The organism is Holdemania massiliensis (assembly GCF_022440805.1).
GTDB lineage: Bacteria > Bacillota_I > Bacilli_A > Erysipelotrichales > Erysipelotrichaceae > Holdemania > Holdemania massiliensis_A.
In genome coordinates, this window is the sequence record NZ_JAKNTK010000001.1 from 2,260,619 (window position 1) to 2,284,042 (window position 23,424).

Genomic DNA, 23,424 nt, shown 5'->3' on the forward strand with positions numbered 1-23,424 from the left:
AACAAAAATCGACTTCCGCAGAAGCCGATCTTTGATTAAAATTAGAATACGTACAGACTAGAAAATTCCACCTAATAATGAAGCTATTGCTTTTGCCAACATGCCAAACAGCGAGAAATCATTACCGGCATTGATCAGCATCCAGTTGGCAATCGTATGTGAATACGCCAATGCGGAAAAACCAACCATGACAACCATGACGGCTGCCGCAACAAACGTGCCGATCACCGCACCGCGCAATCCACCCTGGCCTTCACCCAAGATCGCTGCTGTACCGCATTCAAAGAAAGAAGTAATGACAAGCGGAACAAGCATAATTCCGAAAACCTGAGTCGCATTGCAGATCAGAATCAAAACCGTTGAGGTAATCATTGCGACAACAAATCCAATCAGTACAGCATTAGGCTTATACGTGAAAAGCATTGGGCAATCGTAAGCCGGGATGGCATTCGGTACAACCTTTTCTGAGATACCTTTGAAGGCTGGTACAATCTGACTGATTAACATCCGCACGCCCTGCAGCAGCAGAATCAAGCCAGCGCCATAATTTAAACCTTGGGCAATCGCCACAACCACGATATTTTCCCCTTCACCCAACATCGTCGGAATCGTTAAGCCAACGATTACAAACATAACAAAGATAACCAAGCAGCCGGTAATCGAAATTTCACTGAAGAAAGACAAGGCCTTTGGAATTTTGATATCCTCGGTTGATTTTTCTTTGTTGCCGACTTTAGATGCAACAAATCCTGAAATTAAGCCGAGATATCCGGTTGGATGTCCCAGCAGAAAGCTGTCATCCTTAGTGACCGCAAACGTATATTTCTTGAGTGCCCACGGCATTAAAGACCAATATAATGCTGAGCAGATCGCTGCAAACAGGATCAATGGCATCCCCCGCAGACCCCCTTCAACACCAGCAGCGACGAAGATAAACGGGAACCACCACAACATATGTCCAGTTAAAAAGATTGTTTTTACCGGTGTAAACCGGGCAATCAGCAGATGCAGGATCATGCCGACAAACATCGCCATGCCGATATCCCCGCCAAACGATGCCGTAAACGTTGCATCATTTAGCCCTTCAACCACCACTCCATTCAAAGACTGAAAAGCCGTATTGATCGGAAGAATGGATTGAACCAGCATTGATACACCGGTATTGAGAATAACCATACCAAAGGCTGTCATCAGCGCGCCTTTTACAATTGTACCAAACGGCTTTTTTTGAAGCGCCAGGCCCAAAGCCGCGATCAACCCCAAAAGCACTGGCGGATTGCGGAAAATGCTGTTAATGATAAAATTCATCAGTTCCATTTTATAAGCCCCCTTTCAGCTTACTTTCTCTGATTTAGAAACTGTTTCACCTGTGTTTCCACTTCTGCTAAATCCATATAGCGGCTGACAGCATAGACGGGAACAGAAACGCTTTGAGATAATTCTGGCTGCAGCTGCGGACTTGTAAAAATGGCATCACAGTCAACACTGTGCGCAGAGGTCAGATCTGTATTTTCGACTTCCGCATCAAGGCCCAATTTATCTGCCACTTTTTGCAAACTCATTGCCAAAATCAAACTGGATCCTACCCCAAAGCCACATACAGCAACAAATTTCATGTTTTTCACCTCCTTTTTCAAGCTTTATCTAAGATTGATCCTGCTGGATCAATCGCAAGATCTCTTCAGCACTGCCCTGACATAATTTTTCAATATTAGCCTGATCATACAGAATCTCTGTCAGTTCAGCCAGCGCCCGGATATGCGAAGTGCTGTCTACCGTGGCTAAAACCGCAAACAGATTGACGGGTTTACCTAACAAATCCACAGCTTTCTTCACACTGAGGATCGCCATTCCCAACCGATGCACATGCTTCGCACCACTGGCATGCGGCAAAGCAAACCGATCAGCCAAGACAATATAAGGGCCATATTTTTCAATTGAAGCGATCATTTCCTGAATATACTGCGGATCAACAGATCCATCTTCCACTAAGGGTAAAGCTGCCTCAGCGATCGCCGTCTGCCAGCTGTCAACATGATCCAAAACGCGGATCTTATTCGATGTGATCAGTTCCTTAAGCATAGGATTTTTCTTTACCTCCTTTTGTTTATAGAGTAATGTTTCTAATTCCCGGATCAATGCTGCCCGGTTGTGAATCTTGCAATATTTTTCGATCACCTGGATTAACGACTGAATCGCCGGCCTGTTTTCCGGCATCACAATCCCAATGCATTTTTCCATTAACAAACAGACATCCTGACGATTCAGCAGCGGATTAACCTGAAGCAGTTTTCCATCCAATCCTTCAAGCGGCATTGTTGAAACAATATAATCCACCTCAGCCGTAAGCTGAGATAACTTTTGCAGCGAAACAATATCAACAATATCAATGAGCGGAATGTTTTGTTCAATCTGGATCTGCAACATCTGTGAAACCATTAACCCCTGAGGACACACCAACACAATCCGATTGCGCAGCCGCCGATGTTTTTCCTGACTGTGCAGGACACCGCCGAAATACGCTGTAAGAAAGGCTATTTCTTCTTCACGGATACCCTTGAACTCAGGGAAAATCTGTTCATCCTCCAAAATTGCCCGGATCATGGTAAACAGCTCAAAATAACGTAGTTTTATTTCCTCCAGACAGAAATTGCGGATCGGAAACTGAAATTGTATCCGATAATAGGAAGCAAGCAGATGTTGTTTAATACTGCGGCGAATCGCTTCGCGATCTTCAATGACGACGGCCATGCGGGTTTCAAAACAGGTAATCAGCCGCATCACCCCCTGATCTATAATCGTTAATTTGTCATTCGCTTTTAACGTTGTCAAAGAACTGATAAAAGCGGTCAGATAAGCAGCTTCCCAAGGATCAGTGATTTTCAGATCTTCAGCCACTGAATTCCGATAGGCAAACTCCTTTGTTTCCTGTGTCCAATTTCTTTGAATTCGTTTACCCTGAACACTCCGCAAGCGCACAAATCGCAGCATTGCCGAAAGCATTGCTAATGAATAATCGGCTAAGCCCAGCTGATTTTTCTGATTAAACGTGAGAATCTCACCGCTGATTCGATTAATCAAGTTGTTATCGTTATACAGGCAATAGATAAAACGGTCACGAATCTGATTTTCATTGCCGTCAATTTGATAACGTTGTCCATCATAGCGCAGTTCAATTTTCTGACTTTGCAGCTGTAGACGTAGTTCACTCATAAAATGGGTCATCGTTGCATGACTGATCTGAAGCTTTTGTTCCATTTGTTCCAGCCGTGGAAAATCCTCATTCAAAATTTTATAGAGTATGAATTCCAGTTTTTCCTGACTTTCAGAAAAATCTTGCGTTTGATCAGCAATGACTTGGCGAATCCGCTGAAGATCACCTACAAGCACAAGCTGACCTTTTACTTTCTTTAATTGAGCACAATTGCGAAGCAGATAGTTAATCTCTTCGATATCGTAATAGAGTGTACGCTTGGAAACACCGAGTTGTTTTACCACGGTATCAAAGGAAAGTCCCGGGGACTGCAGAATCCTGTGGATAAGTTCACTTTGTCTTTTCTTCATGACTTCTCCTCTCTTTGATTATTTCTTATTTATTATAACGAGACAAGGCTGGCTTCTTGCACAATCAAAAAAATGTTTGCACAGATAAATAATAATCGATTCTCTCATTGACATCCTAACTTAAATTTAAAGGTATGATGATTATAATTTTTATTTTTAGTTGTATCATAACCCTCTTTTTATCCAAAGAAAAAGGGCGGAATAGCCGCCCCTTCGACGAAAAGATGAAAATTTATTTGTTGTTCTGACGGCTGCTGTTCTGGCTGTTCTGACGATCAGACTGGTGCTGGCGGTCAGACTGATGCTGACGATCGCTGTTGTTCTGCTGGAACTGGTTTTCCTGCGAGAATTCAGAGCGGTACTGATTGTTCTGACGGCTGTTGCTCTGGTTGTTTTCACGATCGGACTGGTGCTGACGATCGCTGCTGTTCTGCTGGAACTGGTTTTCCTGCGAGAATTCAGAACGATACTGGTTGTTCTGACGGCTGTTGTTCTGGTTGTTTTCGCGATCAGACTGACGCTGACGATCGTTGCTGTTCTGCTGGAATTGGTTTTCCTGCGAGAATTCAGAACGATACTGGCTGTTCTGACGGCTGTTGTTCTGGTTGTTCTGGTTGTTCTGACGATCAGACTGATGCTGACGGTCGTTGTTGTTCTGGCTGTACTGGTTGTTCTGATTGTTCATGATTTCCATCTCCTGTCCAAATTCGGTGGCATGCTTGCAATTTTCTTTTTGCTTCACATGTTGAAGATACTCGCTCTTGCGTTCGACCAGAGCTTCCTGGTAATCAGCGCCTAACTCATAAGCCAGCTCATACTTGTAATCATTCTGACTTTTTCGGGAAGGACACTGATAATCCCGCTTACGATAATCCATCATTTTTCTCACCTCACTAACAGTATGGCTGAATTGATCTTTCAGCATTCAAAGAAATAAATTTTACCCTTTGGGAAGAAATGGAAAAAACCGGGATTCTTTTTCAGATTCCCGGTTTGGTTTCAGCTTCTATTTTTAAAATAAATCATCTTCCTGGGACGTTGTCGGCGTTACAATAACAGTTTCCATTTTTTCAATGCATTCATCGATTAAGGTTTCAAAATCCCAGCCGGCTTCCATTTTCTCCGCTTTCTCAGGATGCGGTTTTGTCACCGGATTTTTCGGTGTAAAAATGGTGCAGCAGTCCTCAAACGGCAGGATCGATGTTTCATAGGTATTGATACGGCGGGCAAGGTCAATGATCTCCAGCTTATCATAGGTGACCACCGGCCGGATGACTGGCATCTCGATGACCTGGTTGATCGTCTGCATGCTTTCCAGTGTCTGCGAGGCTACCTGACCGATGCTTTCTCCGTTGACGATCGCCAGACATTTATATTTCTGAGCCACTCGCTGTGCAATCCGATACATCATCCGGCGCATAATGGTGATCGCATAGCTTTCATCACAATGCTTGTAAATCGCCAGCTGCAGATCGGTAAACGGGATGATGTGGACTTTGATGCGGCCTTGATATTTGGAAATGATTCCGGCCAGATCCAGCACTTTCTTCTGAGCGCTGCTGGAAGTATACGGCGGGGAAGCATAGTGAATACATTCGATTTCGACACCGCGCTTCATCGTTAAATAGCCGGCGACGGGTGAATCGATTCCGCCTGAAAGCATTAACAGCGCTTTGCCGCCCATGCCTACCGGATAGCCGCCCGCCCCTTTGACGGTATCAGCCATAACGTAAGTGAATTCCTCACGGACTTCAATGCCAATCCGCAGATCCGGATGATGAACATCCACCTTCATTTCGCTTTCTTTTAGGATTTTCGTTGCGACTGCGCGATTGATCTGATCACTGATCAGCGGAAATTTCTTGTCATGACGGCGGGTTTCGATCTTGAACGTCCCCTGCCCCCGCTCCATCGCAACCTGAAAGCCGGTTTCAACAATCGCATCCAGGTCAGACCGGATTTTCAGACAAAGTGAAAACGAGCTCAGACCGAAAATCTCTTTCAGAATCGTACAGATTTCCTCCGGCTGGGTTCCATGAAGATGGATATACAACCGGTCAAAGGTCCGTTCATAGGTCAGTTTGTCATAAGCGCTCAACGAAGCTCGAATGTTATCCGTCAGCTTTTTGATAAAATCCTTACGGTTTTTTCCTTTCGTCGACAGTTCGCCATAGCGCACTAAAATGTGATCATATTGAATGTGTTCCATATTTATGTAGTATCTCCTTGAGTTCCCGCAGAAATCGATCGACTTCTTCCGGCGTGTTGCGGCTGGAAAAACTGCAGCGAATACTGGATAAAGCGCGCTGTTCGCTCAACCCCATTGCCATTAAGACGTGAGAAGGTGTTTTTGACTTGCTGGAACAGGTGCTCTGGGCAGAAACACAGATGTTCCGGCTGTTCAGCGCATTCATCATGACTTCCGAAGGAATCGTTTTACATGAAAAGTTTAAGATCGCGCCAACCCCATCCATCGGACTGTTCACCTCGATTTCAGGCAGCTGCGCCAACCCTTCGCGCATCCGCTTATTCAGCCGGCCTGTCACTTCGCGGTAATGAACCTGTTCTTCCAAAGCTAATCGCAGTGTCTTGGCCAAAGCAATATTGGCTACCGAATTGGCCGTTCCCCCACGCAGTCCCTGTTCCTGCTGACCGCCGCTGATGATCGGCACCAGATTGACATGCTGCTTTTTCATCAGCATTCCGCTGCCCTTCAGCCCTTCAATCTTATGGGCAGAAAAACTGGCCAGATCGACCTGACTGAGATCGAGATCAATGCGCTTCAACGCCTGAACGCAGTCGATATGCAGCAGTGCATGACTGTTTTTTTTCACAATTTGTTTTATCTCTTCCAGCGGCATGACACTGCCAACTTCATTGTTGACCGCCATAATCGAAACTAACGCTGTTTTTTCGCTCAGCGCCTGTTTTAACTGATCCAGCCGAACAATGCCGCGTTCATCCACATCCAGCCATGTGACTTCAAAACCAAATACCTCCTCCAGCTGATGCATGGCATTGGTTACGCTGGAATGCTCAACCTTGGTGGTAATCAGATGATTCTTTTTGCCTAATGCCGCAAACGCCGCGCCCTTGATCGCCATGTTGTTGGCCTCACTGGCCCCGCTGGTAAACAGAATTTCCTGCGGCTGAACTTTCAACAGCGAAGCAATTTGTGAACGGCTCTTTTCCATCAGACGATAAATTTCCATGCCCTCGTCATACAGAGATTCGCTGTTGGCAAATGAGGTTTCCAACAGCGAATTAACCAGCCTGCGGACTTCCGGATGCACCGGTGTCGTACTGGCATTATCAAAATAAATGGCATTCTCAGGCAGCACTTTGCGCATTCTCCTTTATCAGCTTCTCATACGAACCCGGATGGATTCTTTCAATCGTCGCCAGCGCCACAGTCAATGCCTGGGTGTATTCGCCATTGCGGAAGCACAGTTCGGCACGGGTCAGTTCCGAGTCAATATCCGGATAGGTGGAACGGTATTTGTTTCCGAAAACAATCGTATTCTCAACCATAATCGCCATCGCAACAAGGTTGTTGACGTTGTTGTAGAGCTTGTAAATATAATCGATCGCATCATTGAGCGTGGCATTCATCAGCTGTACATTCAGCGGTGTATCCGTCAACAGATCTTCAATGGAGCGGACATATTCGACTGCCCGTGCCAAATCCCCTTCGTAGGTGGCGGAAATCGCCGGCAGTTTGTTCTTGCGGATTTTCACCTGCATCTCATTCATGATCAGCTGCAGCTTCAGCAGCTGTTTCTTGCCGCGGGCCTCATCGCTGCAGGCGCTGTCCAGCCGGGCTTTCAGCTGATTGACTTCAGTCAGTACCGCTTCCCCTTCCTGCTGCAGTTCTTTTAATGAAATTAGAATCGTAGAAGCCGGAACGGAATTACCCTTGATCATCTGCATGATCTTGACGCGCATGTCTTCAATTTCAATAATCCGCTGTTCGCGCACCCGAATCTGATCACTGAGATCTTCAATCCCAAACCGCACTGAAACTTTCGCTACCAGCTGGCGGACATACTGACTGTTTTCCTTCAGCTGCGTTACAGTCTTTTCCGCTTTTTCCTCAGCCTGACGCATTTCATCATAACTCTGGCCTTCTTTTTCAATCTGTGCCAGCAGCTGGCTGAGCCGTTTTTTATCTTCATCCAGATGTGCACGAATATGCACCGCAGTTCCCTGCTTCAGGGCTGCGAGATCTTCTTTCAGTGTTTCGCTGATCACTTCCAGATTGCGCGGCACCTCCAAATGATGTAAATACACACCTTTTTGTTTCTGCATCGAGTAGCTGCGCGAAACTTCGTCGATCAAATTCGGAATCAGTCCACGAGCTTCCTGAAGCAGCTGCGGCAGATTGTTGATGATATCGCTCAGGTCCTCCAGCGCTTCACGGATTTCTTCCAGTTCATCTGAGGCTTTCTCAAATTCAGAAGCATACATCCATTCCTCAAAAGCGGAGAACATCTTCTCCGTGGCGGCAATCCGATTTTCAATCGTTTCCCAGCAGAATGAGAGCTGCGCGCTCTTTTCCTGCGCCTGCAGCTTCAAAGTGCGGAATTCTTCTTTCATCTGCGTAACTTCCGCCCGCTGCGCGGTTTCTTTTTCCAGAATCTTATCGAGGAAGGCTTCCAGCTGATGAACCTGTTCTTCACCCAGCTCCATCATGTTGTCCAGATCATCCAGATTAATCCGGGCATCCTTCAGCTTGCCGACTAAAATCATATCTTCCGTATCGGCCAGCATCTGGGCAATTTGCTTTAAATTTGCCTGCGCCAGTTCAAAGTCATCCTTGCAGTGCGTGACCTGCGTCATCGTTTCCTGATTAACGCGGGCAATCGCCACCGCTTTATTCAGCTTAAACGGCAGCGGAACACTTTTAATCGAATTGTAACGAACTTCCAATTCCGACAGCTGTGCCTTGCAATTTTTAATCTTTACTTTTCTTACGATAAACCAGATTATAAATATAACAAGAATGACCACCATTGCGATGATCACTTCTTTCCGTGTCAGAATTTCCAATACCTTCTCCAACGCATACCACCTCTTAGTTCTTATTTTATCATAAAGCGACAAACTCTCATAGGTTAAAATATCGCTTTTTGATAACTTCCTGACGTCGATTTTTACGAATTCACCCTTACTTTACTATTTTAAACCTTTGGTTTCCGTTCCGTGTCCTGTCAAAAAACAAGCCATCACAGATTTCAATCCCAGTTAAGCGAAAACAGAATTTCATCCTCATCCCGTTCACCTGTTTCCACAAAGCCCAGCGACCGATACAACCTCTGCGCGATCTGATCAGCTTCCCGACAACACAAAACAATTTGCTTGGCCTTCGACTTTCGCAGTTTCTGGAGCAGTTGTTCCATCGCGCTTCGCCCATAGCCTCTGCCTTGAAAACATTGATCAATGAAGAACTGATCCAACACGATCGTTTGACCTTGATCGGCTTCGCGAATCATGATGATGCCAACCGCTTCTTCCTCCTCTTCGATCAGCCATACTTGACTGTTCTGCTGCCGAAAAGCATAAGCTCGGGCTAAAATCATCGGTGCACTGCTCAAATATCCTTGCTGTTGGGGCTTTACGCTTAACGCACAAGCCTGCCTGTAATTCTGAGGTTCAATTTCAGTAAACTTCATCTTCCTGCCTGCTTTCCTTCCTCTATTGCTGCAATTTACTTTCTTTTTTCATTATAATCAGGTCAAGCTTCACAATGCAACTTCCAATTGTACAAAACGCCTTTAGATAAAGGGAATTATTTCATTTTTCAATTGACAGAAAGCCGCCAAGTCTGCTATACTTACCTAGCGTTTAATAATAGCAGCTTACAAAGTTGCGCAATCGGCGTTGGTACTGGACTCCAATCCAGAGCAGAAGTAACTTGCTGCTTCAAGCGAAACTGCTGTCTACCAACACCCTGCGTCAATGATTTGTACCTGTTGTTGTTTTATGTGCCATAAAACACACAAGGAGGAATTAAAATGGCAAGAAATACTGGACCAGTTTGGAAAATTTCCCGTCGTCTGGGCTTCTCGATCCTGGAAACAGGCGAGGAACTGCAGCGCCGCACTTATGCGCCAGGTCAGCATGGACCGACAAAGCGCATTAAGCTGAGCAACTACGGAACTCAGCTGCGTGAAAAGCAGAGAATCAGAAACATGTATGGTGTTAATGAACGTCAGTTCGCCAACACTTACGTTAAGGCTGAAAAGATGGCTGGCGTTAAGGGTCACAACTTCCTGTGCCTGCTGGAATCCCGTCTGGATAACATCGTTTACCGCATGGGCTTCGCCAGAACTCGCCGGGCTGCCCGTCAGTTAGTTAACCATGGTCATATCCTGGTTAACGGCAAGAAAGTCGACATCCCTTCCTTCACAGTAAAGCCGGGTTCCACGGTTGAAGTGAAAGAAAAGTCAAAGTCGATGGCTTGCATCGCTGATGCGCTGGAAGCCACGCTGAACACGGTCGCTTTCGTTACGGTCGATAAGGAAAACAAAAAAGGCACTTATGTGCGCCTGCCGGAACGAAACGAACTGAATCAGGAAATCAACGAACTGCTGGTTGTCGAATACTACAACCGATAAGTCAAGGAAAGCCTTCATTGCAAGGCTTTTTTTGTGTTCCTGCTTGTTTTCCGCGCCTAGTTCAGCTACACTGAAAGCAAAGAAAGAAGGCAGAACATGGGTGAGTTATCAAAATTACCGAATATCGGCAAGGAATTAGAACGTCAGTTAAATGAAGTAGGGATCATGACGGCAGATGAATTAAAGGAGCTTGGGGCACAACAGGCCTGGCTGAAGATTCGTGCCGTTGATCCTTCCGCTTGTCTGCATCGGTTAACTGCTTTGGAAGGCGCTGTGGAAGGGATTAAAAAAACAGAGCTCAGCCCTGATAAAAAGGCCGAGCTCAAAGATTTCTTTTCTGTTTACAAATAGGCATCCTGCGAATCTTTCGGGATTCGCTTTTTAAATTAAGAACCGCAGGTAATCCAGATCCACCTGCATATAGCCAACAACCCCTTGTCCCAGATCGACTTTGATCCATTTAAACCCATCGGATAAAACGGTGGCGCTGATCATGTCCACAGGCAAACTCTCTCCGGGCTTCAACTCGGCAATCACAGTTCCTGAAATGACAGCATTGCGCACATAATAGATATTACGGCTGCCGACACCGCGCACAACCTGAACTGTCACATACGGATTAATCCACTGAATATTCTGTCCCCCCTCTTCATTCTCGCCAATAATCACAGGATAGTTTTTATACGCATTATTCAGATCACATCGTCCAGGTACGCCGGGTACAGATCCATTGCTTGTATATTGCCACATGCCGCAGGGCAGCGAAGGCCCATTGGTATTCCATTGCGCCAGCCAGCGATCATAACGATCCAGCTGACTTAAAATCAGTTTATTGCGAAACCAATCGAGATTGGCATAAACCATGGGATAAAATCCCGCTTCTTCAACCCGTTGGCATGTATAGTGGCAGATTTCTGTGTTCAGAGCTTTGTTGTAAAGCGTTCCGTTGCGTTCTTTATACCCATCGGCATCTTCCATATCCAGGGCCACAGGCATGCGCGGCGAAAACTGCCTTGCCAGTGCAATCAAGCCTTCAGCTTCACGCATCATTTCTGATTCGTTCAGAGCATAGCTGTAATGATAAAGGCCATAGGGTAAGCCCGCATCATTGCACTTCCGAACATTTTCTCGAAACCGCAGATCCTCAACAAAATGCCCCCAGCTTGACCGCAGCATCACAGCCTCAACCCCGGAAGCTCGAACTTGGCGAAAATCCACATCTCCGTTGTGTTGGCTGATATCGATCACTTTCATGATTGTCCTCCTTTCTGCCGGACTCTCCGGCAATCTATCCTATTCTGAGGAAAGGAGGAGCACTAGCGCAAGTTCCCAGGGTAATATTGTATCTTTCTAAGCAAATTAGGCCAAGTTCGGACAAATAAGAATAAAATACAAATAAATCGTTCATTGCCAATCAAAAAAGTTTAAAAGGCACTCCGTAATTCACATTTACCCTTCTATCCTTATTATCCCAAATCTCACTAATACAGGATAAAGATAACTCGCACCAAACACCCCTAACTTTTTCGGACCACTAACCTTTCCTTCCAATTCTATCGCTTTTTCAAATGCCAGTTCCACTGTAGCTTTTGTAATCGACTTCTCTTTCCGGCTCACAAAAAGTTCCCCGCCTTTTATATAGTATGTAAACTTCAATCCCTTTGCAGTATAAAACGGGTAATCTTCAAAAGTGATCAGCGCATTCCATAAGTTCTCTACTGTCATGTTTTCACATAGCACTTTAACTACCTTCTCCCTCTTGCGATATTTTCTGATCCGCTGTGCAGTCATCGAAATCTCATTTGCTTTATAAACCATTTTACTGTAGGGAAGATAAGAATGAACAGAGGCTCTCGACAGACCCGTAAGCAATATGATTTCTTCTACTGACTTCCCCTCCCTATGGTATTCATTCACCCTATCTGCAATCTCTGATTCATACACCCCTGCGGTAATCAGAAGTTTCCGAACCTTTATCGGATTAAGTTCCAATTCATCCGCAATAACTCCAAGCGATGGATGCGGTTGCGATGCACCATATATAGAAACCACGGTATCTAAAAGCTCCTGCATCACTTTCGCTGGATCATAGTTTCTCTCTTTTGATCTTGCCACCAGATTCATCCCCATTCTCGTTTCAATCTATATGATAATAAGCATCACAGGAGCATTTCCACTCCTGTAAAACTACATTCTTTTTGCCACTTTTTTATTGAAACTATTTATCTTTGCAAGTATAACACATTAGCTCTTAGGTTTCTATAATCTGCCTCTTCTGTATATTCTGTTTAGAAACCTATTTTTTACTATTTCTCTCAAAAGCTATCACAAACAGATTATCACACAACCTCAAAGAATGTATCCGGTCTATTCGGATTGAAAATCTCATTGCAGGTCATCACCGTTACAAGATTTTCTGTCTCACTGAGATTGATAATATTATGTGTCCACCCAGGAATCATATGAACCGCTTCAATTTTGTCTCCACTTACTTCGAATTCCACGGTCTCGCCTGTATTAATATTGCGTTCTTGAATCAATCCATGTCCCGCAACCACAATAAACAATTCCCATTTACTGTTGTGCCAGTGTTGCCCTTTGGTAATTCCAGGACGGCTGATGTTAATGCTGACCTGACCACAGTCTTCTGTATGTACCAATTCAGTAAAACTTCCACGGTCATCCACATTCATCTTCAAAGCATATTTGAATTTATCGGTTGGCAGATACGTGAGATAAAGACTGTAGAGTTTCTTTGCAAAGGTGCCTTCTGGCATCTTGGGCATCATAAGTGTGGTCGGCTGCTCTTTAAACTGTTGCAGCAAGTCCACAATTTCTCCAAGCGTTACCTTATGCGTTACAGGTACACAGCAATATCTTCCACCTTCCTGCAAAACTGTCTCCACACCCTCAAACTCACAATGGACTTCTTTACCTTCTAGAAGGTCAAACATCCCTTCAACAAGATCATCAATATAAAGTAGTTCCAATTCGGTGTTTCTGTCGCTAACCGTAAACTCCTCATCATTGGCCACTGCCCAGCAGAAAGTAGACACTGCAGAATTGTATTTAGGTCTGGAATGTCCCATTAAGTTTGGAAAACGATAGACTGCTACCTTTGCACGAGTCTGCTTAGCGTAATCGAAGAACAGCTCTTCTCCTACTTTTTTAGAACGCCCGTATTCGGAATTACCAAAACGACCAGCTAAGGTCGCCTGAATGGACGAGGATAACATGATCGTTGCCTTATTCTTATACTTTTTGAGGTTATCGAGCAAATCTGATGCAAAGCCAAAGTTTCCTTTCATAAAATCTTCCGGATTCTCTGGACGATTTACACCTGCCAGATTAAAGACAAAATCAGCTTTCTGACAATATGTAACAAGTTCCTCAGCGGTGGAATTGATATCATACTCATAGATTTCCTCAATTTTGATTTTGGAACGTGTCTTGTTTTTACCGTCTCTAATATTTTTGAGATTGTTTACAAGGGCGGTTCCCACCATGCCCTTGGATCCTGTTACTAAGATATTCATCTTGGTTTCCCCCATCTTTATTTCATAACAATATAATGACGTTCAATTACACATCTTTTCTCCAAACCATCTTATTAACAACCCCGACATAGCTCTGAATGATCTTAATAACCTTGGAACTCACGTTTTCTTCGATATAGTCTGGCACAGGAATACCATAATCACCCGCTTTATTCATCTCCACTGCCGTGTCCACAGACTGCAAAAGACCTCTTTCATCAATCCCAGAAAGAATAAAACAGGCCTTGTCCAATGCCTCAGGACGCTCTGTAGATGTACGAATACATACTGCTGGGAATGGATGACCGATACTGGTGAAGAAAGAACTTTCCTCAGGCAGTGTTCCGCTGTCAGATACGACTACGAAAGCATTCATCTGCAAACAATTGTAGTCATGGAAGCCGAGAGGTTCATGTTGGATTACACGTGGGTCTAGCTGGAATCCACTGGTTTCAATTCTCTTTTTACTACGAGGGTGGCAAGAATAAAGAATAGGCATATCATACTTTTCTGCCATCTTATTGATAGCATTGAAGAGACTAAAGAAATTTTTCTCTGTATCGATGTTTTCCTCACGGTGAGCAGACAAGAGAATATACTTTCCTTTTTCAAGACCTAGACGATCATGGATATCTGATGCTTCAATCTCTGCCAGATTGTTGTGTAGTACTTCTGCCATAGGAGAACCTGTAACATATGTTCTTTCTTTTGGAAGTCCACACTCAGCAAGATAACGACGGGCATGCTCGGAATAAGCCATATTCACATCAGAGATAATGTCAACAATTCTACGATTCGTTTCTTCTGGAAGACATTCATCTTTACATCTGTTTCCGGCTTCCATATGAAAGATCGGAATATGCAGACGCTTAGCGCCGATGACAGATAAGCAGCTGTTTGTATCTCCAAGCACCAATACTGCATCAGGCTTGATCGCCACCATCAGCTTGTAACTTTGAGCAATGATATTGCCACAAGTTTCTCCTAAATCCTCACCAACAGCATTCAAATACACATCCGGATCAACAAGCTTAAGATCCTTAAAGAACACACCATTGAGGTTATAGTCGTAGTTTTGACCAGTATGAGCAAGAATTGTATCGAAATACTTACGTGTCTTATTGATAACAGCAGCAAGACGGATAATTTCCGGACGTGTGCCAACGATGATCAAGAGTTTCAGTTTACCGTTGTTTTTCCAGTTGATGTTCCGGAAAGTCATGTTATATTTTATATCCATATTCTACCTCACTTTTGCTTCTTATGTGATTTATTATATCATGTGAAAGGTTATTTTTATTCATAGACATATTCATTAATCAGTGTTGTCCAAAGTTCATATCCTTTTTCATTAATATGGATACCATCTTTGCTGAATTCCTGTCGCAGTTCCCCGTTTATATCAGAAAACGCATTATGGAGATTGATATAAATGCATCCGTACTCTTCGGATATGCCCTGAATAATTATATTTGCATTTTCTATTTTCTGATTGCTGATTTTAGATGGGCTTCTTACCGGAAGTATACTTTGTACATATATCTCTACATCTGGAATTGCTAAAAAAGGCGCAAGCAATTCGCTATATTCATTGACCTCATCAAGGTTATTAACGCCTATCATAATAAATATCTTCTTTGGATTTAACTTTTCAACCATGGTCGCTCTGTATGTCGCATTTATAATGGTATCCCCTGAAACTGAAAGGTTACAAACATTAAGATCCTCATAATATTTCCCCCAATCCCCTAAATACGTGATTGAATCTCCGAAAAAAACAATATCTGCAGTATAACCATTCAGAGATTTATTCCATCCAAGTATAATATTCTGCTCACGCAAAGGCATTTCATACTCTGCTAAGCCGAATTTCTTGAGCACACGGTCACCATAGTTAATCCACCCAATAGCAATAAACGCAATTGATATACACAATAGTAGTACCGTGCTAATCATAAACAACAATTTCCATTGGGATTGTTGACGTTTTAAGCATGCTATCTCAGACCGTGACGAGTACCCCCCCCCCCGATCTGTGAATTTAGCTTTTTATTCATATTATTCTTCCTCGTTTTCCTTGCATTCTTATCCACGCAATTCTTTATATTTTGTTTACTATATTCCTTTGGCCAATTCGTCTTGAATATATTGCAATGAAGCGATCTTCTCTTTCGTCTGTTCCACAGTCAAATGCAGAGCGTTATTTGAGTTGAACTCCGTCAAGTGGTTCCTGTCTGCCTCGCCCTGTGTAAAGAATTTATCGTAATTCAAGCCACGCTTATCAGCTGGAACACGGTAAAAATTCCCCATATCCACTGCATGCTCGCATTCCTCATTGGTAAGTAATGTCTCATACATTTTTTCACCATGACGAATCCCGATCACTTTGATATCTTCCTTCTTTCCACCGAAGAGTTCACATACTGCTTCTGCCTGTGTCCTGATGGTGCAAGCCGGTGCTTTCTGGACGAGAATATCACCATTCTCTCCGTGTTCAAATGCGAACAAAACCAAATCCACTGCTTCATCTAGACTCATGATGAATCTTGTCATATTCGGTTCCGTAAGTGTGATTGGATTGCCGTTTCTGATCTGTTCAATCCACAGAGGAATAACGGAACCACGTGAACACATTACATTACCATATCTGGTACAACATATTTTTGTTTTTCTTGAATCTCGGCTTCTTGCAACCGCAACCTTTTCTTCCATTGCTTTGGATGTTCCCATGGCGTTCACTGGGTATGCCGCTTTATCGGTCGAGAGACAAATTACACACTCCACATTCTCAGCAATTGCTGCAGTTAATACATTATCCGTTCCTATAATATTTGTACGCACTGCCTCCATCGGGAAGAACTCACAAGAAGGCACCTGTTTAAGTGCAGCTGCGTGGAAAATAAAGTCCACACTATGCATAGCATTTTTAACAGACTGCAGTTCTCTCACATCTCCGATATAGAATTTGATCTTATCAGCTACTTCTGGAAACTTTACCTGAAAATCATGCCGCATATCATCCTGTTTCTTTTCATCTCTTGAGAAAATACGAATTTCTCCTATATCAGTCTTAAGGAAGCGATTAAGAACTGCATTACCAAAAGACCCAGTTCCCCCCGTAATTAAAAGTGTTTTATTCGTAAAAAGCCCCATTTTAATAATCCTCCAATATATCTGCTATTCTCTTACAAGCGAAGCCATCACCGTATGGGTTACTAGCTTTACTCATTATGTCGTATGCACTCTTGTCTTCAAGCAATAGCTTGAAATTATCATAAATCATCTGTTCATCCGTCCCGACCAACTTCAATGTACCTGCCTTGATACCTTCTGGTCTCTCGGTAGTGTCACGCATAACAAGCACAGGCTTTCCTAAGGACGGAGCTTCCTCCTGTATTCCGCCGCTGTCTGTGAGAATCATATAGCTCCGGCTAAGCAGATTGTGAAAGTCTAAAACCTCCAACGGTTCGATGATATGTATTCTATCACATCCACCCAACTCCTGTTTTGCAGCTTCACGCACAAGAGGATTCATGTGGATTGGATAAATTGCTTTAACATCTGGATGCTCGTCCATAATACGTCGAATTGCACGGAACATATGTTGCATCGGTTCGCCAAGATTTTCTCGACGGTGTGCGGTGATTACAATTAACCTGCTACCTTTTGCCCAATTAAGTTCTGGGTGACTATAGTCGTTGCGGACTGTCGTTTTAAGCGCATCGATTGCCGTGTTACCAGTCACATGGATACTTTCTGCTTTCTTTCCTTCCCTCAGCAAATTCTCTTTGGAAAGTTCAGTAGGAGAGAAATTATACTTTGCAACAATACCAACAACCTGCCGATTGAATTCTTCTGGATACGGACTATAGATATCATAAGTGCGAAGTCCAGCTTCCACATGCCCTAAATCAATCTTCTTATAGAAACAAGCCAGTGCAGTCACAAATGTGGTGCTAGTATCGCCATGAACCAAAACTACATCGGGCTTTACCTCATCAAGCACTGCTCCGATTTGATTTAGAATGTTTGTAGTTATATCAAACAGAGTTTGCTTGTCCTTCATGATAGATAGGTCGTAGTCCGGCACCACGTGGAATGTCTCCAGAACCTGGTCAAGCATCTGTCGGTGCTGTCCTGTTACACAGACCACTGTTTTTAAGTTTTCTCGTGTCTTGAGCTCATTGACAAGAGGACACATCTTTATTGCTTCGGGTCTTGTACCAAAGACAAGCATTATTTTTTTCATTTTATTACATCTCTTTTCTAATTATAGACCATATGTGCCTTCAATATTGCAAATATGCCTTGTATCAAAAATTACCTTACCAGCAAGTTTATACATATTCTGTTTAATCTCATCATGAGCAACAAGCAGAACAACTAGATCGACAGCATTCAAGAATTCATCTAAATCATGTATCTGATTCGGCACTTCATTTCTCTCAATGAATGGATCATAGACCTTCACAAGGTTGCCACAAAGATGCCGCTCCATGGATTCCAGCATCTGAAGAGTGGGTGACTCACGCATGTCATCGACGTTCTCTTTGTAGGTAAGACCATACAAGCCTACACGGGTAAGATCAGTCAGATCTTGCTCCTTCATGATTTCATATATACGGTTCAACACGAAGTCTGGCATACTGTCATTGGTCTTCATGGACTCATCAATGACCTTTGCAAGACTTGGATAGTCGCCAACAAGGAACCAAGGATCAACAGAGATGCAGTGACCACCTACACCCGGACCGGGCTGAAGGATATTTACACGAGGATGCATATTACAGATTTTAATAATCTCATACACATCCATGTTGTCATGTCGGCAAATTTTCGCAAGCTCATTTGCAAAAGCGATGTTGACTGCACGAAAAGTGTTCTCCACAACCTTACTCATTTCTGCTGTGCGAATATCCGTCACCACAATATCACCCTGACAGAAAGAAGCATACAATTCCTTAATCTTCTCACCAATAGATTTATTATCTGCACCGATAGTACGATTATTGTGAAGTAGTTCAAAGATCATGTTGCCAGGAATGATACGCTCTGGAGCATGAGCAAGATTTATGTCCTTTCCAATTACAAAACCTTCAGCCTCTATTACTGGGCGAACGAATTTATCAATTGTTCCGGGAGATACTGTTGATTCAATAACCACAGTCGCACCTTCAGGACACACTTTCATAATAGCTTTTACAGCTGATACAACAAAACAAGCATCGACCTTTTTGGAAAATTTATCATACGGAGTAGGAACGGAAACAATGTATGTATCCGTCTTCTGATACTCAGTAGTAAATTTGATGCCAGCATCCATCGCTTTAACAAACAGTTCATCAAGACCATCTTCCTTGAAAGTAGTATGACCTGCATTGAGTGTATCAATCAACTCTTTACTATAATCTGTTCCGACTACCTCAACACCATGGGAAGCCATCATAAGGGCTGTGGGAAGTCCGATATAACCGAGTCCAATTACATTAATCATTTATGTTTGTCTCCCTTCTTATTAGTTCATATTAGGATAAATTATTGTTTTGCATAAAACACAATGTGAATTTTGTACTAAGTGTTCTATTTCGATAATATTTGTTGTTTCCCACTTACCATAATCCATTGAATATAATCCCTCTGTAACTCGTGCGATACCATTGGTTTCTACACGTAAGCAAACGTCAGAATTATTCATGAAAATTGAGTCATCTGATATATAAACATTTACATCAGGATGAAGAACAAGTCTCGAAATAACACTAACGATATTATCACCTGTAATGGTGTCATCTATTTCAACATGATTATTGTCGATCTCTATTTCTCTGTCATGTATATATTTTGATAACACGTCAGCATACTCGATTGATCCAGAAAATTTACATATATTGTTTTCTTGTTTCTTACCCCATTCTTTTATATATACTTTGCGGATACTAGCAAACATACTGTTGCCCATAAAAAAATCGTTCTGTTCAAGATGATTAATTTGAACTGTAGAATGCGATTCTATTGATCTCAATCTATTCCTCACAACAGTATTTCCAGTATAACTGCCTGTTCCTGGATCAATTATGAACGGTTTATCTAGATAACATAGTATAAATGACAATTTGTCGTTATGAGTATGACTGTTCATACCATACAGAAATGGATCAGGAGCCGCAAAGTTTAGATAAAACAAATGAGACCTAAATGTGCTATTGTAACCCTTATCAAAGAAGTAAATATTATCAGATATTTCTGACTGCATTCTGTCAGTTACATTTTCACAAAATATCACTAATTCGCTTGGAATTGTATCCATTGTACTTGCTTGACCAAGAATTGTTTCTGCCATCCTAATAAAATATGAAGCATCCGGCGATTTAGTTTGCGAAAGCCGGAAAATATGTCCGCTATCATTATCACCAATTTGACACCACGTATTGTCTGGAAGATGCAAAGCTCTGATATAGTTCAACGCAGTAAAAAGACGGTTCTGATATTCTGAAGAAAATTGTGTTCCATCAGTGTTTCTGCGAAGGATCATAGGCACACAAAACATTTCACCAACAAATTGCAAGTATTGTGATGAACCCTCAAACCCAGTGCCATCCTCTAAAATCTGCCGCCGGATTTCTTTTTCAAAGGATTTGTATACATTTGCAAGAAAGGATTTTTCTCCTGGTAGAAATGGAAAAGTTGTAGCTATTACAGCAAGCCCGACAAGTCCGCCTAGATAATGATTTGATGTCACACCACCAATATTTTCTACATTTTGCATAATAAATTTTTGATGTAAAGAGGCACACGAAGCAACACAGGCACAGAACTCCGTATCAGCAACAGAACTATTTAAAATCAACTGATAAGATAAAAGAATGTTCGCAATTCTTATACCAGTTTCCATAGATGGATGCCAATTTGGACCAGTTTCCCAGTCATTATTATCCATCCAATTAAGAATAGTTTCTTTCACAAATATCGCATATCGTTCATCACCGTGGATTTTGTAATATAATGCTGGTGCAAAAAGATATTGCATTCTTGATAACTCCCAAACATTCTTTATTTCCACTCCTGTTGGTTTGTGTGTATAGTGTGAATCTGAATAATGGAATTTCCCGAAAGTATAACCAGATTCATAATCAGTGTACCATTTCACTCCATTTCCAATATCGTCATAAAGCTCATCAGCATAGGTATTCAATAACAGAAACTTATGATTTAAAGCTGCATCTGCTGCATTTTTTAACGTATCATTAAATCTTTTGCTTTTTCGTAGATACGCAATAGCTTTTTCGATATCTGTAGTAAGCAAAGAGCATACACTATTAGCTTTAATGTAAGCTCCTGCTTCTTTCCTCTCAATATTTAGTTTCCTTGCGATACGGTCACTTTCAGTTGAATACATAGTACGTGAATTAATGGATTTTACTTGGTACATTAATTTGTGAGTATATCGATGCAGATAAAACATTATATATCCAGGAATAAATTTTCTGTTTTTATATATTCTAATTAGTTTCTGTGCTATCTTCACTAAATATTTATTTCCTTTCTACTATGATCATAATAATGAATCATAGTTAATCTTTAGAATTTGTCACAGCAATCGTTGCTCTCGTAGTTTGTTCAATTTCTTCGAGAGGTATAGGATACAGTGAACCATCTTTAATTGCTTTGTAAAAAGCAGTTAACTCCTCTTCTTGCCCCTTTGATGGCTCTATTGAATTAATTTTTTTTACATAAATTCCGGATGCCCACAACGATGTATAATCTTGCATATGTATTTCTTTCCCATCAAAATACACATTCAATGTTTCTTTTGGATATTGTTTAGATCCTATCGCAATATAATTCATTATAGATGATACATCGTTTTCGTAATTAATGCTTACTGTAACATTGTCAGCAGAAGAATAGTACCCATTGAATGGTTTCAAGTGGTTTATTGAGATATCTTTTATTTGTGATCCAGCCAAATAGCCAAGTAGGTCAATAATATGACAACCTTCTCCAATGATTCTACCCCCACCTTCAGACGTATGTACCCATGATGAAAGAGGAATATAGCCCGCATTCATTGTATACTCCAATAAAACAGGTTTATCGACAGATCGGATTGCTCTGCGTATTTCTTTGATGTATGATGAAAAGCGCCGATTAAAGCCAACTAAATATCCTTTTCCGCTGTTTCGAATAGCTTCCATCAATCGATTTAATTCTTCTTCATTTATTGCAGCTGGCTTTTCAACAAATACATGTTTTCCAGCTTGCAATGCCTGAATAGCCATGTCAGCGTGTAGATTATGCCTTGAAGTGATCATTACCATGTCGATGTCTGGATCTGATAGTATCTTTTGATAATCTGTAGTAGCATACTCTGCTCCGCACAGTGCTGCTGTCGAAGCCGCCGAGTATCCTGTTCTACTCATAATTGCTTTAATATAAAACTGATCTGGGTGTTTCATCATATTGGGTAAATGCATTTCCTTTACAAAGCTACCGGCACCAACGATCGCGCATGTCAATGCACTAGAATGCTTTGTTTGTTTTTTCTGATAGAAGATACAATCACTAATATCATCTTTATTCACTTTATGAGTATTATGGTACGACAAAAACACTAATGGAGATTGATGGTTTGTCTGCAATTCTCTATATGCATCCGTAACACGCTCAACCTCAAACACTCTTCCTATCATAGATTCTAACTTAATTTTACCTTGCTTAATCATTTGTAAATATAGCTGCATATTTCTATTTTCAGTCCATTTTACAACACTTTGTGGATATTCCATACCTAGCTCTTCGTAATCAGAATCATATCTACCTGGACCGTAGGAACAGGCAATTCTAAACTCTATTTCTTTATTGTAAATATCAGTCCTTTGGATCTCCATTCCACTCACACCGAGCAATACAAAGCGACCTTTTTTTCTTAACATATTAAAGCACTCTGACATTGGCTTGCTCGAATTCGTAGCTGCGGTGAAAAGAACTGCATCTGCTCCGCGTCCATCTGTTGCAATAAGCACTTCATTTATAGCATTTTTATTGTTTATAGCATGAATCCCATATTGTTTCCTTGTGCTTTCAATGCGCGATTTATCAATATCAATTCCTATAACATTACAGCCACATGCTTTCAAAATCTGTACAGCAATTTGACCGATAAGTCCCAAACCCATAACCACAATGGTTTCTCCAGTAAGTGGTTTAAGAATTTGCACACCTTGCATAGCAATGCTTCCGACTGCAACAGTAGATGCTTCCATAGTCCCTACCTCTTCGGGTATTGCTACAGCAAGATTTTTCGGCACATAATCATATGCTGCATGATTGGCATAACCTGTTCCAGCAATTGCAACTCTTTGACCAATGTAAAATTCCTCGGCTCCCTCTCCAACTTCGATAACCACCCCAGAGGCACTGTATCCCATTTGCGCTCCAAAATTAGCACCCGTTGAATTTTTATATTTATTTATAAAAACGGATAATCCCCTACTTCTAATTAGACGAATACCTTCTTTGACCTGCTGAGGGCGTTCCTTCGCCATCTGAAAAATGTTTTTCCCAGAGCTCTTAACTGTAGACATTTCTGTTCCTGTCGATATACAGGAATATTCGACTTGTACAATAACCCCTTTACCATACAAATGAGTATATGGAACCTCTTGGGCAACTACAGTTCCTTTGCTTAATACCGCCTGTTTCATTTT

Annotated in this window: 20 protein-coding genes; 2 read left to right on the top strand and 18 right to left on the bottom strand. The window is 42.1% G+C overall.

The genetic code is table 11. The features are described 5' to 3' along the window. Positions 1-57 precede the first annotated feature (57 nt). From MCG46_RS10400 to MCG46_RS10435, 8 genes are all read right to left on the bottom strand, one after another. Positions 58-1,317 carry a PTS ascorbate transporter subunit IIC gene (locus tag MCG46_RS10400; protein WP_240279941.1) on the bottom strand — a complete coding sequence of 420 codons (1,260 nt, stop codon included), beginning with the start codon at positions 1,315-1,317 and terminating at the stop codon, positions 58-60. A gap of 20 nt (positions 1,318-1,337) precedes the next feature. Then, positions 1,338-1,616 (bottom strand): PTS sugar transporter subunit IIB, encoded by a 279-nt coding sequence (locus MCG46_RS10405; protein WP_240279942.1) that lies wholly within the window; start codon positions 1,614-1,616, stop codon positions 1,338-1,340. Between the two features lie 28 nt (positions 1,617-1,644). Next, complete coding sequence (locus tag MCG46_RS10410) at positions 1,645-3,564, bottom strand: BglG family transcription antiterminator (RefSeq protein ID WP_240279943.1); 1,920 nt, start codon at positions 3,562-3,564, stop codon at positions 1,645-1,647. Positions 3,565-3,796: 232 nt separating this feature from the next. After that, positions 3,797-4,441, bottom strand: a complete 645-nt coding sequence (locus MCG46_RS10415; RefSeq protein WP_240279944.1) for a hypothetical protein — start codon at positions 4,439-4,441, stop codon at positions 3,797-3,799. A 135-nt stretch (positions 4,442-4,576) separates the two neighbouring features. Continuing rightward, positions 4,577-5,773 carry a tRNA uracil 4-sulfurtransferase ThiI gene (thiI, locus tag MCG46_RS10420; RefSeq protein WP_240279945.1) on the bottom strand — a complete coding sequence of 399 codons (1,197 nt, stop codon included), beginning with the start codon at positions 5,771-5,773 and terminating at the stop codon, positions 4,577-4,579. Then, positions 5,754-6,914 carry a cysteine desulfurase family protein gene (locus MCG46_RS10425; RefSeq protein ID WP_240279946.1) on the bottom strand — a complete coding sequence of 387 codons (1,161 nt, stop codon included), beginning with the start codon at positions 6,912-6,914 and terminating at the stop codon, positions 5,754-5,756. The genes thiI and MCG46_RS10425 overlap by 20 nt, the downstream gene beginning before the upstream one ends. Then, a complete protein-coding gene (locus MCG46_RS10430; RefSeq protein ID WP_240279947.1) occupies positions 6,895-8,625 on the bottom strand; it encodes a septation ring formation regulator EzrA in 1,731 nt (576 codons plus the stop codon). The genes MCG46_RS10425 and MCG46_RS10430 overlap by 20 nt, the downstream gene beginning before the upstream one ends. Positions 8,626-8,798: 173 nt before the next feature. Then, on the bottom strand, positions 8,799-9,236 hold the full coding sequence (locus tag MCG46_RS10435) for a GNAT family N-acetyltransferase (protein WP_240279948.1): 438 nt from the start codon (positions 9,234-9,236) through the stop codon (positions 8,799-8,801). A 342-nt stretch (positions 9,237-9,578) separates the two neighbouring features. Between MCG46_RS10435 and rpsD the strand changes: the two genes are divergently transcribed. Then, positions 9,579-10,181 (top strand): 30S ribosomal protein S4, encoded by a 603-nt coding sequence (gene rpsD, locus MCG46_RS10440; protein WP_020223710.1) that lies wholly within the window; start codon positions 9,579-9,581, stop codon positions 10,179-10,181. Positions 10,182-10,277: 96 nt separating this feature from the next. After that, entirely contained in the window at positions 10,278-10,532 is a 255-nt protein-coding gene (locus MCG46_RS10445; RefSeq protein ID WP_240279949.1) for a TfoX/Sxy family protein, read from the top strand. A gap of 30 nt (positions 10,533-10,562) precedes the next feature. On the opposite strand, the gene MCG46_RS10450 is transcribed toward MCG46_RS10445, so the two are convergent. The 10 genes from MCG46_RS10450 to MCG46_RS10495 form a co-directional block, all read right to left on the bottom strand. Next, complete coding sequence (locus MCG46_RS10450; protein ID WP_240279950.1) at positions 10,563-11,435, bottom strand: GH25 family lysozyme; 873 nt, start codon at positions 11,433-11,435, stop codon at positions 10,563-10,565. 195 nt (positions 11,436-11,630) lie between these two features. Next, entirely contained in the window at positions 11,631-12,305 is a 675-nt protein-coding gene (locus MCG46_RS10455; RefSeq protein WP_240279951.1) for a hypothetical protein, read from the bottom strand. 215 nt (positions 12,306-12,520) lie between these two features. Then, on the bottom strand, positions 12,521-13,717 hold the full coding sequence (locus MCG46_RS10460; RefSeq protein WP_240279952.1) for an NAD-dependent epimerase/dehydratase family protein: 1,197 nt from the start codon (positions 13,715-13,717) through the stop codon (positions 12,521-12,523). A gap of 46 nt (positions 13,718-13,763) precedes the next feature. Continuing rightward, positions 13,764-14,957 carry a non-hydrolyzing UDP-N-acetylglucosamine 2-epimerase gene (wecB, locus tag MCG46_RS10465; protein ID WP_275890968.1) on the bottom strand — a complete coding sequence of 398 codons (1,194 nt, stop codon included), beginning with the start codon at positions 14,955-14,957 and terminating at the stop codon, positions 13,764-13,766. Positions 14,958-15,013: 56 nt separating this feature from the next. Beyond that, a complete protein-coding gene (locus MCG46_RS10470) occupies positions 15,014-15,673 on the bottom strand; it encodes a GDSL-type esterase/lipase family protein (protein ID WP_240279953.1) in 660 nt (219 codons plus the stop codon). 159 nt (positions 15,674-15,832) lie between these two features. Beyond that, positions 15,833-16,870: a polysaccharide biosynthesis protein gene (locus tag MCG46_RS10475; RefSeq protein WP_240279954.1), complete on the bottom strand. Its 1,038-nt coding sequence runs from the start codon at positions 16,868-16,870 to the stop codon at positions 15,833-15,835. A 1-nt stretch (position 16,871) separates the two neighbouring features. Continuing rightward, entirely contained in the window at positions 16,872-17,966 is a 1,095-nt protein-coding gene (wecB, locus tag MCG46_RS10480; RefSeq protein ID WP_240279955.1) for a non-hydrolyzing UDP-N-acetylglucosamine 2-epimerase, read from the bottom strand. Between the two features lie 21 nt (positions 17,967-17,987). Further along, positions 17,988-19,211: a nucleotide sugar dehydrogenase gene (locus MCG46_RS10485; RefSeq protein ID WP_240279956.1), complete on the bottom strand. Its 1,224-nt coding sequence runs from the start codon at positions 19,209-19,211 to the stop codon at positions 17,988-17,990. Positions 19,212-19,232: 21 nt separating this feature from the next. Next, positions 19,233-21,242, bottom strand: coding sequence for a heparinase II/III domain-containing protein (locus MCG46_RS10490; RefSeq protein WP_240279957.1), 2,010 nt, complete (start codon positions 21,240-21,242; stop codon positions 19,233-19,235). A gap of 46 nt (positions 21,243-21,288) precedes the next feature. Then, positions 21,289-23,421, bottom strand: coding sequence for a bi-domain-containing oxidoreductase (locus tag MCG46_RS10495; RefSeq protein WP_240279958.1), 2,133 nt, complete (start codon positions 23,419-23,421; stop codon positions 21,289-21,291). Positions 23,422-23,424 lie beyond the last annotated feature (3 nt).

Excerpts from the sequence above, each read along its gene's own strand:
- thiI (WP_240279945.1), bottom strand. The coding sequence starts at position 5,773 with ATGGAACACATTCAATATGATCACATTTTAGTGCGCTATGGCGAACTG.
- wecB (WP_275890968.1), bottom strand. The coding sequence starts at position 14,957 with ATGGATATAAAATATAACATGACTTTCCGGAACATCAACTGGAAAAAC.
- MCG46_RS10475 (WP_240279954.1), bottom strand. The coding sequence starts at position 16,870 with ATGGGGCTTTTTACGAATAAAACACTTTTAATTACGGGGGGAACTGGG.
- rpsD (WP_020223710.1), top strand. The coding sequence starts at position 9,579 with ATGGCAAGAAATACTGGACCAGTTTGGAAAATTTCCCGTCGTCTGGGC.
- wecB (WP_240279955.1), bottom strand. The coding sequence starts at position 17,966 with ATGAAAAAAATAATGCTTGTCTTTGGTACAAGACCCGAAGCAATAAAG.
- MCG46_RS10460 (WP_240279952.1), bottom strand. The coding sequence starts at position 13,717 with ATGAATATCTTAGTAACAGGATCCAAGGGCATGGTGGGAACCGCCCTT.
- MCG46_RS10470 (WP_240279953.1), bottom strand. The coding sequence starts at position 15,673 with ATGATTAGCACGGTACTACTATTGTGTATATCAATTGCGTTTATTGCT.
- MCG46_RS10435 (WP_240279948.1), bottom strand. The coding sequence starts at position 9,236 with ATGAAGTTTACTGAAATTGAACCTCAGAATTACAGGCAGGCTTGTGCG.
- MCG46_RS10455 (WP_240279951.1), bottom strand. The coding sequence starts at position 12,305 with ATGAATCTGGTGGCAAGATCAAAAGAGAGAAACTATGATCCAGCGAAA.
- MCG46_RS10495 (WP_240279958.1), bottom strand. The coding sequence starts at position 23,421 with ATGAAACAGGCGGTATTAAGCAAAGGAACTGTAGTTGCCCAAGAGGTT.
- MCG46_RS10485 (WP_240279956.1), bottom strand. The coding sequence starts at position 19,211 with ATGATTAATGTAATTGGACTCGGTTATATCGGACTTCCCACAGCCCTT.
- MCG46_RS10425 (WP_240279946.1), bottom strand. The coding sequence starts at position 6,914 with ATGCGCAAAGTGCTGCCTGAGAATGCCATTTATTTTGATAATGCCAGT.
- MCG46_RS10450 (WP_240279950.1), bottom strand. The coding sequence starts at position 11,435 with ATGAAAGTGATCGATATCAGCCAACACAACGGAGATGTGGATTTTCGC.
- MCG46_RS10400 (WP_240279941.1), bottom strand. The coding sequence starts at position 1,317 with ATGGAACTGATGAATTTTATCATTAACAGCATTTTCCGCAATCCGCCA.
- MCG46_RS10415 (WP_240279944.1), bottom strand. The coding sequence starts at position 4,441 with ATGGATTATCGTAAGCGGGATTATCAGTGTCCTTCCCGAAAAAGTCAG.
- MCG46_RS10445 (WP_240279949.1), top strand. The coding sequence starts at position 10,278 with ATGGGTGAGTTATCAAAATTACCGAATATCGGCAAGGAATTAGAACGT.
- MCG46_RS10405 (WP_240279942.1), bottom strand. The coding sequence starts at position 1,616 with ATGAAATTTGTTGCTGTATGTGGCTTTGGGGTAGGATCCAGTTTGATT.
- MCG46_RS10410 (WP_240279943.1), bottom strand. The coding sequence starts at position 3,564 with ATGAAGAAAAGACAAAGTGAACTTATCCACAGGATTCTGCAGTCCCCG.